A 16,027-nucleotide genomic window follows, 5' to 3' on the forward strand; every position below is an offset into this window, starting at 1 on the left:
AAGATGTTCGAGCGTCAGGTCGTCTCGCGCTCGACGATATGAAAACCGACGTCAGTCACCTTGTCTTTTTCGACGCCGGCCAGCCTGTCGAGCAGGCAGCGTGCGGCCGTGAGTCCGATGCGCGTGCCGTCGACGCGCACGGTCGTCAATTGCGGCGTGGTTTCGGTGGCGAATTCGAGGTCACCGAAACCGCAGATCGACAACTGCGATGGGACGCTCAATCCCAGGCGTTTCGCCGCGCCGAGCACGCCGATCGCGAGCAGATCTGAGCCGCAGAAAACCGCATCGAGATGCGGCGCCTGTTCGATCAGCGTCGGCAATGCGGCCTTCCCGGCAGCGACCGAACTCGGCGGCGGCACCAGCACCTCAGCGATCTCGAGGATGCCCGCTTGCGCCAGGCGCGCGCGAAAGCCGTCCCGTCGCGCGAGCGCACGGTCGTCATTTGCCGACACGAGACCCGGCGCCCGCACCTTCCTTTGCAGAAAATGCTCAGCCACCGCCGCACCGATCTCGTAGTGCGAAAACCCGACCAGCATGTCGATCGGCGTCGCCGTCATATCCCATGTTTCGACGATCGGCATGCCCACATTGCGCAGCCGTTCGCGCAACGAGTCGGCGTGCGCGACGCCCGTCAGCAGCACGCCTTCCGGGCGCCGGCTCAGGACGGCGTCGAGCAGCGCCTCCTCGCTCGAATCGCTGTAGCCGCTCAGCGCGAGCAGCACCTGGTAGCCAGCGCGCGACATCGTTTCGCTGAACACCTGGATCGTTTCGGAGAACAGCGAGTGAGCGATGGTCGGCACGATCGCGGCAATCAGCCTTGAACGCGCCGACGACAATCCGCCCGCGAGCCGATTGGGCACATAGCCCAGCTTTTGCACGACCTGCCGCACCCGTTCGAGCGTTTCGGGCGCGACTGTCTCCGGGCTATTGAACACACGCGACACCGTAATCGGCGCGACCCCGGCCTGCGCGGCGACATCGGTGATGCGCAGCCCTTTGGGGCCGCCGCGCATGCGTTTCGCGGGCGTCGCCACCTCCGGTGCATCGGGGCTGGCGGCGACGGTCGGCTTGTGATTCGGCATGGTTCAGTGGCTGGAGATCATGTATTGCGGCTATTGTAGTCATGCTTCGCGATGTGCCGCGCGCCAACGCTACGATGCGACCGATGTGGCGTTGTCATACCGGGGCACATGATGTCCGTACGCGACGTACGGACATCCCTTCATTCGGCGACGGGGGTGCCGTCCAGTTGCTGCCTCGCCGCGCTGTTGCGGCGAGTGATCAGGGCGGTGATGGTCGCGAACACCAGCAGGCAGGCTGCCGGAATCAGCATCGGCGCGCGTACGCTGCCGGTCGCCTGCCTGACGGCGGGCACGAGATTCTGCGCGATGAAGCCGCCGATGTTGCCGAGCGAGTTGATCGCGGCAATCCCTGCCGCGGCGCGCACGCCGAACAGGAACTTCGACGGCAGCGTCCAGAAGCACGGAATCAGCAGGTACAGGCACGGCGCGCCGAAGCACAGCGCCACGAAGCGCAGCGTGTTGGTCGGCAGAAAGACCGAACTCAGGAAGAACAGCACGCCGAGCAATGCGGAAACCAGCATCGCGGCGAGGGCGCGATTGCCGGCGCGAAGCTTCGACGGCAGCCACGCGAGCACGATCGTCGCGAGCAGCCATGGAATGATGTTGAGCAAGCCGTTGGTCGTGTTGCTGACGCCGAAACCCTTCACGAGTGTCGGCAGCCAGTAGCTCACGCCATACACGGAAATCGACAGCATCATGTAGTACAACGCCATTCCGATCACGCGCGGCTCGGTCAGCACACTCAGCAGCGACGAATGGCCGGAGACGTTCTTTTGCATGGAGGCGCGGTCCGTTTCCAGCGCGTTCGTCAGCCACGTTTTCTCGCCGTCGGACAGGAAGCGGGCTTCGCGTGGGGATGCCGGCAACAGGAACAGCACGACGAAGGTCAACAGGATCGACGGCAAGCCCGTGACGATGAACACCAGTTGCCATCCCTGCAGCCCGGCGAGTCCGCCCTTGTCGAGCAGGTAGCCGCAGATCGGTGCGCCGACCATGTTGCCGAGGCTGCTGCCCACCGTGAAATAGCCGAGCATGCGCACGCGATGCCGCGCCGGAAACCACAGCGTCAGGTAATAGATCACGCCCGGATACAGCCCTGCCTCCGACGCGCCGAGCAGAAAGCGCAACACATAGAACATCGGCGCGTTTGTCGTGAAGGCGAGCAGCACGGTGACGACGCCCCAGGTCAGCATGATGCGCGCCATCCAGCGCGGCGCCCCGTACTTGTGCAACAGCACGTTGCTCGGCACTTCGAACAACAGATAGCCGATGAAGAACAACGATGCGCCTAGCCCATACGCGACTTCAGAGAGCCCGAGGCTGCCTAGCATCTGCAGCTTCGCAAAGCTGATGTTGGATCGGTCGATGTAGGCGACCAGATAAAGCAGGCCTAGCAACGGCATCAGCCTCAGCGCGAGGCGGTTGATGAGACGCGATTCGTCGATCGTTGGCATAACGGTGTTCAAGGTGTCTCCTCGGTCTGCATCCTGAATTCAAGCGTCGTGTTGCAGCGCCGGCGCGGCGCGCCTCAGCGTATTGCCGGCGGTTATTGTCGTTCTGCGCGCCACGCTGCGTAGGCAGCCAGGGTGTCCTCGTTCGGCGGATACGTGCCGCGTAGCGGCCGGCCTTCGGCAATGCGTTCGGTGATGAAGACTTCCATCAGTTCCTGTTCGGCCGCATCGCGCGCCACTTCTTCCGCCATTTCGTGCGGCACGATCACGACACCATCCACATCCGCGACGACGATATCGCCCGGGTACACCGGCACGCCGCCGCAGGCAATCGGCACGTTCATGTCGACCGCGTGGTGCTTCGCGAGATTCAGCGGCGCGCTCGCGCCCGCGCACCACAGCGGCAGGCCGAGATCGGAGATCGTGCCGCTGTCGCGCACCGGGCCATCCGACACCATGCCGGCGACACCCCGCTTCGCCAGGCGCAGCGCAAGTATCGAACCCACCGACGCCACCGAACGTTCACCCCGGCAGTCCTGCACCAGCACGCTGCCCGGCGGCGCGCTTTCGACCGCCTTGCGCTGCGGATGATCGGGGTCCTGGAACACGCCGACGTGATCGAGATCCTCGCGCGCCGGAATATTGCGCAGCGTGAACGCCGGGCCCACGAGGTTCGGCGCGCCGGGTGCAGGCTTCACGAGCGGCGCGACGCCCTGCAGAAACACATTGCGCAGTCCGCGCTTGAAGAGTTGCGTGGTCAGCGTGGCAGTGCTGACATGTCGAAGCTGTTCGAGCGCGGCAGCGCTGACGGTTTTATCGGTTGAGGTCATGATGATGTCTGGCTGGAATAGGTAGAAGCGCTGGATTTAGTGGATTTCCGGTTCGTTGCGGCCCGCGTCGGCGGCCGCAGCGGTCTCGTGCGTCGTGGCGATGGCCTTGAGCGGCTCTTCGAGGAAATCGAAATCGCAACCCTTGTTCGCCTGCGTCACGTGAATCTGATGCATCACGCCGAAGCCACGCTCGAACGGACGCTTCGGCGCTTGCCACGCTTCCTTGCGGGCAGCCAGTTCCTGCGCGCCGACTTCGAGATGGAGGCGGCGGCCCGGCACGTCGAGTTCAATGATGTCGCCGTCCTTCACCAGCGCGAGCGGACCGCCAACAAACGACTCCGGTGCGACATGCAGGACGCACGCTCCGTAGCTCGTGCCGCTCATCCGCGCGTCCGAAATGCGCACCATGTCACGCACGCCCTCTTTCAGCAGCTTCTGCGGAATCGGCAACTGGCCCCACTCGGGCATGCCCGGCGCGCCCACCGGACCGGCGTGCTGCAGCACGATCACCGAGTCTGCGGTGACGTCGAGCTCTTCAGTGTCGATGCGCGCAGCCATGTCCGCATAGTCCTTGAAGACCACCGCCGGGCCCCGATGCCTGAGCAGGTGCGATTCCATCGCCGCCGGTTTGATCACCGCGCCGTCCGGGGCAAGATTGCCGGTCAGCACCGCGAGCCCATCCCGTTCGACGAGCGGATCACTGCGCGGCCGGATCACGTCGTTGTCGTAGATTTCAGCGCCCGCGATGTTCTCCGCGAGCGTTTTACCGTTGACGGTCATCTGCGTGCCGTCGATCAGGCTGCCCAGTTCCACGAGCAGCGCGCGCAGGCCGCCCGCATAGAAGAAGTCCTCCATCAGATACTTGCCGGCCGGTCGCAGATTGGCGAGCACGGGCGTAATGCGTGCCAGTTCGTCGAAGCGCGCGGTCGTCAGGTCGATACCCGCGCGACGGGCAACCGCCACCAGGTGAACGATCGCATTGGTCGAGCCCGACATCGACAGCACCGTGGTCACCGCGTTATCGAAGGACTTCGCAGTCAGGATGTCCGACGGCTTCTGATCGGTCCATACCATTTCGACGATGCGTTGACCGGTCAGCGACGCAAACTGCGCGTGCCGCGAATCGACGGCGGGAATCGACGAGAAGCCCGGCAGCGTCAAGCCGAGCGCCTCGGCCGCGCTGGTCATCGTCGACGCGGTGCCCATCGTCATGCAGTGTCCCGGCGAGCGCGCGATGCCGCTTTCGACGCCCTTCCACTCTTCCTCCGTGATCTTGCCCGCGCGCAGTTCGGCCCAGTATTTCCAGGTGTCCGAGCCGCTGCCGAGGGTTCGGCCGTTCCAGTTGCCGCGCAGCATCGGGCCGGCCGGAAGGAAAATCGCCGGCAGGTTCATGCTGATCGCGCCCATCAGCAGGCCCGGCGTGGTTTTATCGCAGCCGCCCATCAGCACGCAGCCGTCGAACGGGTACGACTTCAGCAATTCCTCGGTTTCCATCGCGAGGAAGTTGCGGTAGAGCATCGTGGTCGGCTTCTGGAACGGTTCGGCAAGTGTCATCACCGGCATTTCGACCGGGAATCCGCCCGCCTGCCAGATGCCGCGTTTCACTTCCTCGGCGCGCTGCCTGAAGTGCGTGTGGCAGGAGTTGATCTCGCTCCACGTGTTGACTACGGCAATGACCGGCTTGCCCATGTAGTCCGACGCGTGATAGCCCATCTGCGCAGTGCGCGAGCGGTGTCCGAACGAGCGAAGGTCGTTTGCGCCATACCAGCGGTAGCTGCGCAACTGTTCGGGCGTCTTGCGGGTCGAGGTCACGGGCTTCTCCATGGTATCGCTATCATTCCGGCCGAAAAATATCGGCTGACAACGTATTGATGCAGGTGGAAATGTGTTTCATGTGGTCACTGAACTGGCGCCAATGGTAGCGTTATCATCGGTCGGTGTCCGTAAGGGATTTCACTTAACGCAGCGCCGCGTGGCAAGCCATCGGAGTGGAGCAAGGCTCATGCATCAGATCCGGGCTACGCCCTTCACCGCTGCCGCCACGCCAGTACTCTCATCCTGATTGACGCGCTGCTCTTATCTTGTTTGACGCGCGGCACCGCGTCGTGCTCCAGTAACCGACCGCCGTACCGAGGGCCCAGCCGGCGAGCACATCGGTCTGCCAGTGCGCCTGGTTTTTCATGCGCGCAACGGCGTCATAGACGGGAAGGATCTCCAGTGCCCATACCCACGGGTTCCGGCGAGCATAGTTGACGATGAACGGAGTAACGAAGCTCGCCTGCAGGGCGACCTCACCACTGGGGAAGCTTTGGCAGCATCTACTCTTGAACCACTGGTTCGGTCCCAGTCCACTGCTGGGTCGGGCACGGCTGAACGTGTATTTCAGACCCTGCGCCGCAACCGCCGATATCGCGGACGCGTCCAGCGTTTGCCAGAACGTGTGGCCGAGTTCATTGTCGTTGCCAAGCCACAAGGCGCCACCCCCTTCAGTGGCTATGACAGCGGACTCGAGTCCGAGCTGAACATTGCGGGCCCAGATTCCGCTCTGATCCAATGCCCATTCGTGGTCGATTCCGAGTGGGCCACCGCCAGCATGCGCGCACGCTGCAAACATGGCGAGCGTGGCCGCTACGATGCCATGCCTGATTCCGAAACCGGAAAGTCGATGCAAGCGATCTGTTTCAAAGGAGCGCATGAAACCTCCTGAGAGACCGTGGAGGAATGCATATGGCGATACGGATCTGGATCTACATGCCTATGTTTGTACGACCCCAGGCGATGCACGCAGCAGACAGGTGCGGAGCATCTCTATCGTGGACGGTTTCATAGCGTTGCTCGACGATATAGATCGATGGCAATGCCGATATAATTTTGCTTTCCTTACTAATATATATCGACAACAGGGAGAGGATTAATGGATGAGTTACAGGACACATCTGCGGGTATCTGAAGCACTAATCGATGCTACCGGCCGAACCTGAAGGAAACCTTAACCGGGTAGCCAGTGTCAGCTTTCATCAAATGAGACAGTCGGCAAAGGGCCGGTACTGTTTATATCCCAGGCGTTGAACCGGACGTTGAAAAGCGGCCGCAAGCTGCAGGCCCTGGACGATCGCAACGGCCGACGATCGCCGCCCGCCAGAGCGCGGCGTGTTCATGGTGAACAGACATTCGCGAACCGATTACGAGAGGCCGCTCACAACTCCCTTCAGTCGAATAAAAAAGGGTGCCCGATAGACGACGGACGTGCCGTCTCAAGGTAGCCCAGTGACACGTGGTGCCGGGCGTCGCTGGGCTGTACCTGCCGGGCACGAGGTCGCACGATCGATGCTGCGCCTCGAGTTGCCCGGCCCCTCGGCGGCGTCAGGCCCGCACTTCGATACGGTTGACAACGCCCTCGATCGCATCCAGGCACCAGGCGTCCTGTTCCGCCTGTCGGCTTTCTGCTTCGGTCGCCACCCAACCTCCCAACGTGATCCGGTGGTCTTTTACATTGACGGTGATCTGCTCGGCGCGCAAACGGGGATCGGTTTCCAGCACCAGGTGCAAGGCCTCGATAATTTCATCGTCGCCATCGGCTTCGGCGGGCACCAGCTCAAGCAGGTTCACCACGTCGCGGCAGCCGCCGACCCACCAGGCAATCACACCCGCCAGGCGCCTGTGGGACAGGCTGATCACTTGCCCAGTCAAGGTCACCACACCATCTTCTACCGTCACTTCGAGTACGCCGCTGCCGTCTTCGCCAGCCTGGTCCATGGTGCCGCGCAGCACTTCGAGCTGACCCTTGACGCGTGCACAAATCACGCAGTTGCGGAAATCCACCGCTTGAGCAAGCCGTTCACAAACATGTGTCCGCAATTCGCCATCCCTGACTGGCGGATTGGCGGTGACACGCAACTGGTCAACCAGAGGCTTTCCTTCGCTGTGCGTCTGAGTCAACCGAAGAAGGCGTTTCTTGGACGCTATGTCCGGCACCTCGCCTGCGACGGTCAAGGTACCGTCGTCGAAACTCATATGAATGGAATGATTGTGGAGCTTCCGGTGTGATTCATGCTCGAAGGCCGCCATCACCTGCGTCAGGACCGTATCGCTGCGTTGCATGATCTGCCTCGCGGAAAGGTTTGATGAAGCAGCGCCCGCCATGCCGCATCTTGCGAGTCTTGCCGCATCAGGAGGGCACTGTACAGTCGATTATAGGTATTGGCGCGGCGCGACGAGCGCCATCCCGGCCGACCCGGCAAGACCTTATGCAAAAGCCGTCCGCGCGGGAATATTGAAATCGAAGTTCGCACGCCAGCGGATCGATGCCAGGGCTGAGCCGCTGGCCGCTTGATGGCGTGTATCCGCGCTGCACTGTCACGCGCGGATTCGCGCCAATAGCTCCTTCAGCCGGCTCGCGCCGGACGGTTCCTGTCCACGACCCGATGCTGCCCCATGCGACAACGATTCGCCGCTGAAGCAACACGGCAGGGCTTTCCACCCGCCAACGCGAGCGCCAGTCAGCTCGCCTTACCCTGGATGCGATGGGCAAAGCGTGCCCGCTCGGCTCGATCCATCAGATCCAGGAACTGGTCCGAACCCATGTGAACAAGTTCTTCGTGATCGCCGGCCTCGAAGTAGACGTCCGGCTGCTGTGCCAGGCTCTCGTCGAGGTAGGTTTGCATACCATAGGCCGTGCATACCGGCGGAAGTGCTCCTGCCTCGCAGTCTTTAAACAGTTCACGCAGATCGACTTCCCTGGCCAGCACAAGGTGGCGTCCGGTCTTTGCCCAAAGCTCGGACAACCGCACGGCATGGGTCGATGGCAGCACAGCCGCCACGTAGCCGCGCTCATCTTCGAGGAGTACGGTCTTGGCGAGGCGATCACCTGGAATATGCGCTGCCGCAGCCGTTTCCATGCTGGAATGGCTGTATGGGTGATGCACGATTTCGTACCGGGAGCCCTTGCTGCGCAGGCAGTCCTGGAGGGTGGCAGACATTGACATGACGAACCTCCTCTCGAAGGAAGCAGATGAAATTAATTGCGAAAGACTCCTTTAGGATAGGTCGCTTTCCGGGGTGTGAAAACACGCTGACGACGGCGCAGTGACCGCGAGGGCGTCGACGAGATCAAACCCTGTCACGTTGCAGACGTCTGGCACGCAGGATGATCGCGATGAAGAATGAAAAGTCAGCTTATCGTGGTTATCGCTTTCCGCCGGTCGTCATCAGACGCGCCGTGCGCTGGCATTCCCGTTTTCAGTTGACCTGCGCACCTCGTCCTGGCTCAACATCGATTCGCCTGCGCGGCCACAGCCTCACGCGCGCAAATTCGACAAACCTTACCGGCAACAACACACGGCCCCGTACGCGACATTCCGGGCCTCGTCACGCTTTCGAACACGGGTGCGCCGACCAGTCGCCTGAGCGTCATCGCAACGTTTACCCTATGCCGTTTTTAAGCTTCGTTTAAGGCACCAACCCTACTCTCCAACCCGATACATCACGGCGCCTGCGGGGTGGGGACTTGTTACGGTGCCGTGTAATACCAAGGGGGAATTCCTCCGTCACGACTGGGTCGACTGTGGAACTTTCGCAACGAATCGACCCCTTGACCCGAATCGTATTCGGGTCTTTTTTTTGAGCAGCAAATCGAAAATTACAGGGCTGCGTCACGATATGCCGCTACTGAGCCGTCTTCATTTTTCTTTTGTCCGACGCTCTGTTCAGCGCTCGATCTGTCTTCACGCGTAGCTCGCCTGGGCGTGAGCCACGCTACCGAAAGAAGCGATCGATTCGGCCGGCGGCAAATCGAAAAGATCCCGCGTAAATCCGCGCATTCGTTCCGCAGACGGCCGGCTGCGCAAACGTCTCACCAGATCGGCGAACGATCCGAAGTCGCCGTCGCGTAGCGCCTTGCTGACTTCCAGAAAGTCGCGCGCTTTCAGGACACTCGGCTGCGTAAGCCGCACGAAATACGGTGCTTCGAGCTCGACCGCGAGCGCGAGCGGATAGCTCTTGCCGGTGAGTTCGCCTGCTCGTGCGATGCAATCGACTACAGCCGAACCCTGCGCCGCGCCCAGCGCCTTTCCTGTGCTGACGCTTCGCAGGTGATCGGGATACACCCTCAATCTGCTGCCGATGCTGAGTTCAGTTGGCGAGGAGCAAACCAGCGCGTAGTGGTGCTCTCTGCGTCGCCCCGAAGGCAGCATCGTGCGGCTGACGATAAAGGCGTGAGGCGGAAGTTGCCGAACCTGGCCGGCACTGTCGACCCACGCGTTCCAGAGCAGAACGTCCTCCCGCTTTCTGTCGGCCGCCTTCGGCCTGCCCGACGTAGGCGAAAAGAGAGCGATCAGCGAACCCGTCCTGTGGGCTGCAACCTGTGCACTGCTCCCAAGCGACTGGCTGATGCCCCACAGAAAGCGCCCGCCTCCGAGCCTGCGCTCCCACTCCTTTTGCAGAACGATGGTAGGGAGATCCTCGCCAGACTCGACGCCTGTTTTGGTCCAGCAAAACGTGGGCGGTAGGTGCTTCAGTGTCATCGACTTCCTCAAGACGCTGCCATTCGCTGAGTTGAACGGCCAATTCAATAACCGTTAATGTATAGCTATAATGCATGGAATGGAAGCCCCGAACACCGATTTGCCCGTGCAGGACCTGTTGCGCCGGTTGATGGCAGATGCCCGCTCGTCCAGCGAAATCGCGCGGCTTTCCGGCGTGAGTCAGCCTACTGTCTCAAGACTTCGGCTGTCGAATGGGCGCAGGGTGCGCAGAAGCGCGTCATTCAATAAGCTATGCAATTTCTACGGTGTCGAATCGCGCCTTTCGAGGAGACGGGCCGCCGGCTACAACGAGTTGCTGCGCAACGCGATCGTCGACGCGTGGGACGGTTCGGAAGAGCACGGGCGCGCGTTGCTCGTGGTGATCAAAGGCTTGAAGGGATTGGGCGGCCGACCGGACTGACCGTCGGCAGAAACGTTTGACCGGGCCTGTCAGGTCGTCTCGAATGAGCACGGCGACAACCGTTGCGGGCCGGCGGAATCAACAGGGATTTGATCGATGGCGCCCGCGCGCACGATCAAACCCGCAACACCGGATCCGGATCGCGCGTCGGCCCACGCCTTCACGTTTTTCAACACGAAGTCGCCAGGATTGACGATGGTACTGGCCATCGCGACGCTTCACACCTCGGGGGCCGCGCGTCTAGATTGCCCCTTGTGGCCGCTCGTCGTCTGTATCTACACAACAAACGAGCACCTCCGCGTCTTCGTCCCCCAGGCTGATGTACACATGGCCAACCGAGCTGTCGAAGTACAGGCTGTCGCCAGGTTTCAGCGTAAATACCTTGCCGTCCTCGAAACGTAGTTCCAGCGCGCCCGCCAGCAGAAATACGAACTCCTCGCCCGCATGGCGGATGTAATCCGGGAAGTCGGACAGGTCGCGGGCTCGCACGTGCGCACGCATCGGGACCATCCGCTTGCCGGTCAGATCGTTGGCCAGCATGCCGTACTCGTAATTCGGCGTGTCGTAGATCATCTGCTCGCCGTCGGCTGTGAACGATGGGGTCATCACACTCGCCCTGGCGCGCTTCGGTCGTCCGAAGATCGCATCGAGGTCCAAACGCAGCGCGTGCGCGAGCGCTGCGAATTTGTCGTACGTCAGCGCGATGTCACCGCGTTCGGTCTTCGAGATGGTCGAAACCGCGATGCCCGACTGTTCGGACAGTTGCATCAACGTCAGACCACGCGCCTTGCGCGCTTTGCGAACGCGCGCACCGACGGCCTTGAGATCGATCTGCGGCGGCGTATCAGAAGGAGATGGGACAGGTACGAGAGCGGCCGTTTTTGGCATGAAGACTCAAATTCAGTACGGGTTCTGTCGTATACGAGAATTATTTTTTTCTCGTATATGATAACTCACGTCGATTTCCAACCGTGAAGGGATCCCGATCGTGTCCACCCTCGCACTAGACAAGGCAAGTCTTTCCAAAGGACAGGTCATCGTCGCGACGACCCTCGGGACCGCACTCGAATACTACGATTTCACGATCTACAGCTTCTTCGCGATCCAGATCGGTCAGTTGTTTTTTCCAGCCGCATCGCCGGTCAACCAGTTTCTGCTGTCGATCGGCGTATTCGGCGTCGGCTTTGTCGTGAGGCCGCTGGGCGGAATCGTGATCGGTGCCTACGCGGATCGCGTGGGGCGCAAGAAGGCGATGGTGCTGACCATCATGCTGATGGCGCTCAGTTGTGCGTTGATCGCCTGCGCGCCGACTTATGCGATGGCCGGCATCGCGGCGCCGTTCATCGTGCTCGCCGCCCGGCTGATCCAGGGCTTCGCCGCGGGCGGCGAATTCGGGCCGGGCACGACACTCCTGGTCGAATACGCAACCGAAAACACGCGGGCATTTTTCGCGAGCTGGAATTTTGCCGCGACCGCGCTCGGACTCGCGCTCGGCGCGGTAGTCGCAACGCTCGTCAATGTCGCGCTGCCTAAAGATGCGCTGCTCGCATGGGGCTGGCGGGTGCCGTTTCTGCTCGGTATTGTCGCCGCGCCAGTCGGGATGCTGATCCGCCGCCGTCTCGAGGAAACGCTCACTCACGCGTCGTCCGGCACGACGCGGCCGAGCGGCGCGCTCAAAGCCGCACTGACCACGCACCTGAAGCTGACAGTGCTCGGCACGTTTGCGGAACTTGGCGGCTCGGTGTCGGTGTATATCACCGCGTTCTTTCTGCCAAGCCACGCGGTGCGTGTGCTGCATCTTTCGCCGACCTCGGCTGTTGTATCGGGCGTCGTCAGTTCGCTCGTGCTGTTCGTCGCCGCGCCGATCGCAGGCCGCCTCGCGGACCGTTTCAGCCGCAAGCGGGTACTGGTGATCTCCCGGGTCGTACTGCTGCTGTCCGTCTACCCTGCATTTGCAATGCTCGGCGCGTATCCTTCGATGCTGACGCTGTGCGTGGTGTCTGCGTTCCTCGCGGTCTTCGTGGCTGGCCAGATCGTGCCTGTGCTCGTGATGATCCCGGAACTCTTTCCGAAGGACGTTCGCGCCACTGGCATCGCATTGACCTATGTTGTCAGTGCATCGTTCTTCGGCGGCTTCTCGCCATTCATCGCGAGCGGGCTCGTCGCGCATACCGGCAACCCGCTTGCGCCGGCGTGGTACGTCGCCGTCGCCTGCGCCGTGTCGCTGGTGCCGGTGATCTGGCTACGCGACCGAACCGGCGAAGCACTCGACTGATCCTTGACTGAACCCTATCTGCTAGAAGACGCTACGCCATGACTGAGAACGCCAATCTGGTCAGCCGCTCTGCCGTCGATTTGCGCCGGATGATCGGCGCCAAAGAGATTTCGCCGGTCGAGCTGCTCGACGCCTGCATCGAGCGCATAGAAACGATCAACCCTGCGGTGAACGCAGTGACCGCGACCTGCTATCCACAAGCGCGCGAAGCCGCGAAAGCCGCCGAGCGTCAGGTGTTGAAGGGCGAACCGCTCGGCCTGCTGCACGGTTTGCCGCTCGGCGTGAAGGATCTCGAAGACACAGCCGGCCTCCTGACAACATATGGTTCGCCCATGTCGCGCGGCAATGTGCCGGCGCACGACGTCGTGCTGGTCGAACGGCTGCGCGCGGCTGGTGCGATTCTGGTCGCGAAAACCAATGTGCCGGAACTCGGGGCGGGTGCGAACACGCGCAATGCGGTTTGGGGCGCCACCGGCAATCCGTTCAATCCGGAACTGAACGCGGGCGGCTCGTCAGGCGGATCGGCGGCGGCGCTCGCATGCGACATGCTACCCGTGTGCACCGGTTCGGATACCGGCGGCTCACTGCGTATTCCTGCGTCGAAATGCGGGGTGGTCGGCTTCCGCCCGTCGGCAGGACTGGTGCCCAACTCGCGGCGGCTGCTCGGCTGGACGCCAATCTCGGTGGTCGGCCCGATGGGACGCACCGTCGCTGAAACCGCGCTGCAACTGGCCGCGACCGCCGGCCTTTCCTCCGGCGACCCGCTGAGCTACGAAGTCGATCCGCTCGCCTTCGCGATGCCTGCGCCGCTCGACCTGTCGTCACTGCGCGTGGGCTGGACTGAAGACTTCGGCAGTTGCGACGTCGACGACGCCATCCGCGCCGTCTTCCGCTCGCGCATCGACGCGATCGCGCCGATGGTTCGCACCTGCGAGGAGGTCGCGTTCGATCTGGGCGATGTGCACCGCTGCTTCGACGTGATTCGCGCGGAGAGCTTCGTCGCGGGCTTGCGCGACGCGTACACGCGTGACCCCGGCGCGCTCGGCCCGAACACCCGGGCGAACTACGAAATGGGCGCGAAAATGTCGCTCGCCGACAGCGCGTGGGCGCAAGCCGAACAGACGCGCATCTTCAAGCGTTTCCAGGCCGCGTTCGACCGCTACGACGTGATCCTTTCGCCGACCACGCCCGTGTCGCCGTTTCCCTGGCAGCAACTCTATGCGGCACAGATCAACGGTCGCGAGCAGGAAAATTACTACCGGTGGCTCGCGCTCACCTATGTGGTCACGCTGACGACGCACCCCGCATTGTCCCTGCCGTGCGGTGTCGATCACGCGGGCATGCCATTCGGCTTGCAGATCGTCGGGCCGTATCGTGGCGACCGCAAGACCCTCGCGGTGGCGCTTGCGTTCGAACAGGCTTTCGACGCATCGCCGGCGCTGCGCCGTCCGCGTCCCGACCTGTCAAAGCTCGCGCAGCCTACGCCTTCGCTGAAGTCGATCGTAACGGCGCCACCCCTTTTCCACTCAACCGGTGAAAGTCATGCCGGTACTTCGGCGGTTTAAATCATGTCCAACGAAATCAAACGCCTGCAGACCAACGCCCGGATGAGCCAGGTGGTGATCGCCAATGGCATCGTCCATCTGGCCGGCCAGGTGCCCGACACGGCAGACGCGTCGATCACTGTGCAGACGACCGAAATCCTCAAGCGGATCGACGCGTTGCTTGCGTCTGCCGGCGTCGACAAGACGCGTCTCGTCACAGCCAATATCTGGTTGAGCGATCCGAAGCATTTCGACGAATTCAACGCTGTCTGGGAGGCATGGGTGCCAGCCGGCCATGCTCCTGCGCGTGCATGCGTACAGGCGCTGCTGATGAAGGCCGGCCTCGACGTGGAAGTCGCGGTAACGGCTCTGTCGTAAGGGCGAGAGGGTTTTGCCGCGATGCGCGAATGGCGATTCCATTGCCCGCTTTGCACATCAAGGTACGAGTCAACAAAACATGGCAATGAAATTCGACACCGTCGTACTTGGCGGCGGCATAGTGGGCGTTTCGGTGGCGGTGCATCTGCAGCAACGAGGCCGGGCGGTCGCCCTCATCGACCGCAAGCGGCCGGGCAACGAGACGTCTTTCGGCAATGCCGGGCTGATCCAGCGCGAAGGTGTTTATCCGTACGCGTTCCCGCGCGCGCTCAGCACGCTGATGCAATACGCGCGCAACCGCTCGCTTGATGTGCGCTATCACCCGAGCGCAATGCCGAAACTCGCGCCGTTTCTCTACCGCTACTGGCATCACTCGCATCCTGCCCGCCACGCGGCGATCGCGCGATCGTACGCGACGCTGATCGAGCACTGCGTCAGCGAGCATCGCGCGCTCGCCGAAGCGGCTGGCGCAAGTGCGCTCATACGCCAGTCCGGCTGGATGAAGATTTTTCGCAGCGCCGCGAAGCAGGACCAGGAAACACGTACTGCGCAGCGCTGGAACGATGAGTTCGGCGTCACGTTCGAGTCGCTCGACGCCGCGCAATTGAGGCAGGTCGAGCCGAGCCTGAGTCCGTCTCTGCTCGGCGCATTGCGCTATACGGCGTCAGATTCGGTCAGCGATCCGAATGCGCTCGTCTGCGCGTACGCGAGCTATTTCGAGAGGCTCGGTGGACGCATTCTGCCCGGCGACGCGACGTCGCTCGAGCCCGGGTGGACCGTGAACACCGATCATGGTCGAATCGAAGCGCGCTCTGCGGTGGTGGCGATGGGACCGTGGTCGGATCTGCTCAGCACGAGACTCGGCTACCGGCTACCGCTCGCGGTGAAACGCGGCTATCACATGCACTACGCGGCCGACGGCGACGCACGCCTGAACCATCCGGTACTGGATATCGAGAACGGTTATCTGATCATGCCAATGGCGCGCGGCATCCGGCTCACAACCGGCGTCGAATTCGGGCATCGGGACGCGCCCAGGACGCCCGACCAGCTCACAGCGGTCGAACCGATCGCACGCAAGCTGTTCCCGCTCGGCGCACGCATCGACGACGAGCCGTGGATGGGCTGCCGTCCGTGTACGCCCGACATGATGCCGATTATCGGGCCGGCAGTGCGTCATAAGGACCTCTGGTTTGCCTTTGGCCACGCGCACCACGGTCTCACGCTTGGTCCGATCACGGGGCGCATGATTGCGGAGATGATGACTGGCTCGGATCTGACTGTCGATCCATCTCCATTCCGGGTGGGCCGGTTTTAGCGAGGAATGCGGTCATCGTACCCGGCGGTCTTGTGCACGATCCCACGCTCATTGCGACGCTGCATGCATTGCTGCCTGGGAAGCGGCGTAAACGCAGAAACCCCACCTTTGTGGGGTGGGGTTTCCGATGCTGCAGGGGAGCCTGACGATTACCTACTTTCACACGGGCAATCCGCACTATCATCGGCGTGGAGTCGTTTCACGGTC

14 protein-coding genes are annotated in these 16,027 nt (G+C 62.3%); 5 read left to right on the top strand and 9 right to left on the bottom strand.

All coding sequences use genetic code 11. The annotated features are described in order from the left end of the window. Positions 1 to 14: 14 nt before the first annotated feature. From P3T23_RS36375 to P3T23_RS36410, 8 genes are all read right to left on the bottom strand, one after another. Entirely contained in the window at positions 15 to 1,082 is a 1,068-nt protein-coding gene (locus P3T23_RS36375) for a LacI family DNA-binding transcriptional regulator (RefSeq protein WP_429320899.1), read from the bottom strand. A 140-nt stretch (positions 1,083 to 1,222) separates the two neighbouring features. Next, complete coding sequence (locus tag P3T23_RS36380) at positions 1,223 to 2,536, bottom strand: MFS transporter (protein WP_429320914.1); 1,314 nt, start codon at positions 2,534 to 2,536, stop codon at positions 1,223 to 1,225. 92 nt (positions 2,537 to 2,628) lie between these two features. After that, positions 2,629 to 3,363, bottom strand: a complete 735-nt coding sequence (locus P3T23_RS36385; protein WP_429320900.1) for a ribonuclease activity regulator RraA — start codon at positions 3,361 to 3,363, stop codon at positions 2,629 to 2,631. Positions 3,364 to 3,399: 36 nt separating this feature from the next. Further along, complete coding sequence (gene araD / locus P3T23_RS36390; RefSeq protein WP_429320901.1) at positions 3,400 to 5,175, bottom strand: L-arabinonate dehydratase; 1,776 nt, start codon at positions 5,173 to 5,175, stop codon at positions 3,400 to 3,402. A gap of 241 nt (positions 5,176 to 5,416) precedes the next feature. Beyond that, positions 5,417 to 6,058, bottom strand: a complete 642-nt coding sequence (locus P3T23_RS36395; protein WP_429320902.1) for a phosphatase PAP2 family protein — start codon at positions 6,056 to 6,058, stop codon at positions 5,417 to 5,419. A 668-nt stretch (positions 6,059 to 6,726) separates the two neighbouring features. Beyond that, positions 6,727 to 7,464: a BON domain-containing protein gene (locus P3T23_RS36400; protein ID WP_429320903.1), complete on the bottom strand. Its 738-nt coding sequence runs from the start codon at positions 7,462 to 7,464 to the stop codon at positions 6,727 to 6,729. Positions 7,465 to 7,862: 398 nt separating this feature from the next. Beyond that, entirely contained in the window at positions 7,863 to 8,348 is a 486-nt protein-coding gene (locus tag P3T23_RS36405; RefSeq protein ID WP_429320904.1) for an aminoacyl-tRNA deacylase, read from the bottom strand. 738 nt (positions 8,349 to 9,086) lie between these two features. Continuing rightward, a complete protein-coding gene (locus tag P3T23_RS36410) occupies positions 9,087 to 9,884 on the bottom strand; it encodes a hypothetical protein (RefSeq protein WP_429320905.1) in 798 nt (265 codons plus the stop codon). Between the two features lie 79 nt (positions 9,885 to 9,963). Here P3T23_RS36410 and P3T23_RS36415 point away from each other — a divergent pair, with 79 nt between their 5' ends. After that, positions 9,964 to 10,305, top strand: coding sequence for a helix-turn-helix domain-containing protein (locus P3T23_RS36415; protein WP_429320906.1), 342 nt, complete (start codon positions 9,964 to 9,966; stop codon positions 10,303 to 10,305). A 240-nt stretch (positions 10,306 to 10,545) separates the two neighbouring features. Here the strand turns inward: P3T23_RS36415 and P3T23_RS36420 are convergent, their stop codons facing one another. Continuing rightward, positions 10,546 to 11,193: a helix-turn-helix domain-containing protein gene (locus P3T23_RS36420; RefSeq protein ID WP_429320907.1), complete on the bottom strand. Its 648-nt coding sequence runs from the start codon at positions 11,191 to 11,193 to the stop codon at positions 10,546 to 10,548. 100 nt (positions 11,194 to 11,293) lie between these two features. Between P3T23_RS36420 and P3T23_RS36425 the strand changes: the two genes are divergently transcribed. The 4 genes from P3T23_RS36425 to P3T23_RS36440 all read left to right on the top strand — a co-directional run bounded on the left by P3T23_RS36425 (position 11,294) and on the right by P3T23_RS36440 (position 15,820). Beyond that, positions 11,294 to 12,580, top strand: a complete 1,287-nt coding sequence (locus tag P3T23_RS36425; protein WP_429320908.1) for an MFS transporter — start codon at positions 11,294 to 11,296, stop codon at positions 12,578 to 12,580. A gap of 38 nt (positions 12,581 to 12,618) precedes the next feature. Beyond that, entirely contained in the window at positions 12,619 to 14,145 is a 1,527-nt protein-coding gene (locus P3T23_RS36430; protein ID WP_429320909.1) for an amidase, read from the top strand. Positions 14,146 to 14,148: 3 nt separating this feature from the next. Beyond that, positions 14,149 to 14,502, top strand: coding sequence for a RidA family protein (locus P3T23_RS36435; RefSeq protein ID WP_429320910.1), 354 nt, complete (start codon positions 14,149 to 14,151; stop codon positions 14,500 to 14,502). Between the two features lie 85 nt (positions 14,503 to 14,587). After that, positions 14,588 to 15,820, top strand: a complete 1,233-nt coding sequence (locus P3T23_RS36440) for an NAD(P)/FAD-dependent oxidoreductase (protein WP_429320915.1) — start codon at positions 14,588 to 14,590, stop codon at positions 15,818 to 15,820. Positions 15,821 to 16,027 lie beyond the last annotated feature (207 nt).

The organism is Paraburkholderia sp. GAS448, from assembly GCF_050435685.1.
Taxonomy (GTDB): domain Bacteria; phylum Pseudomonadota; class Gammaproteobacteria; order Burkholderiales; family Burkholderiaceae; genus Paraburkholderia.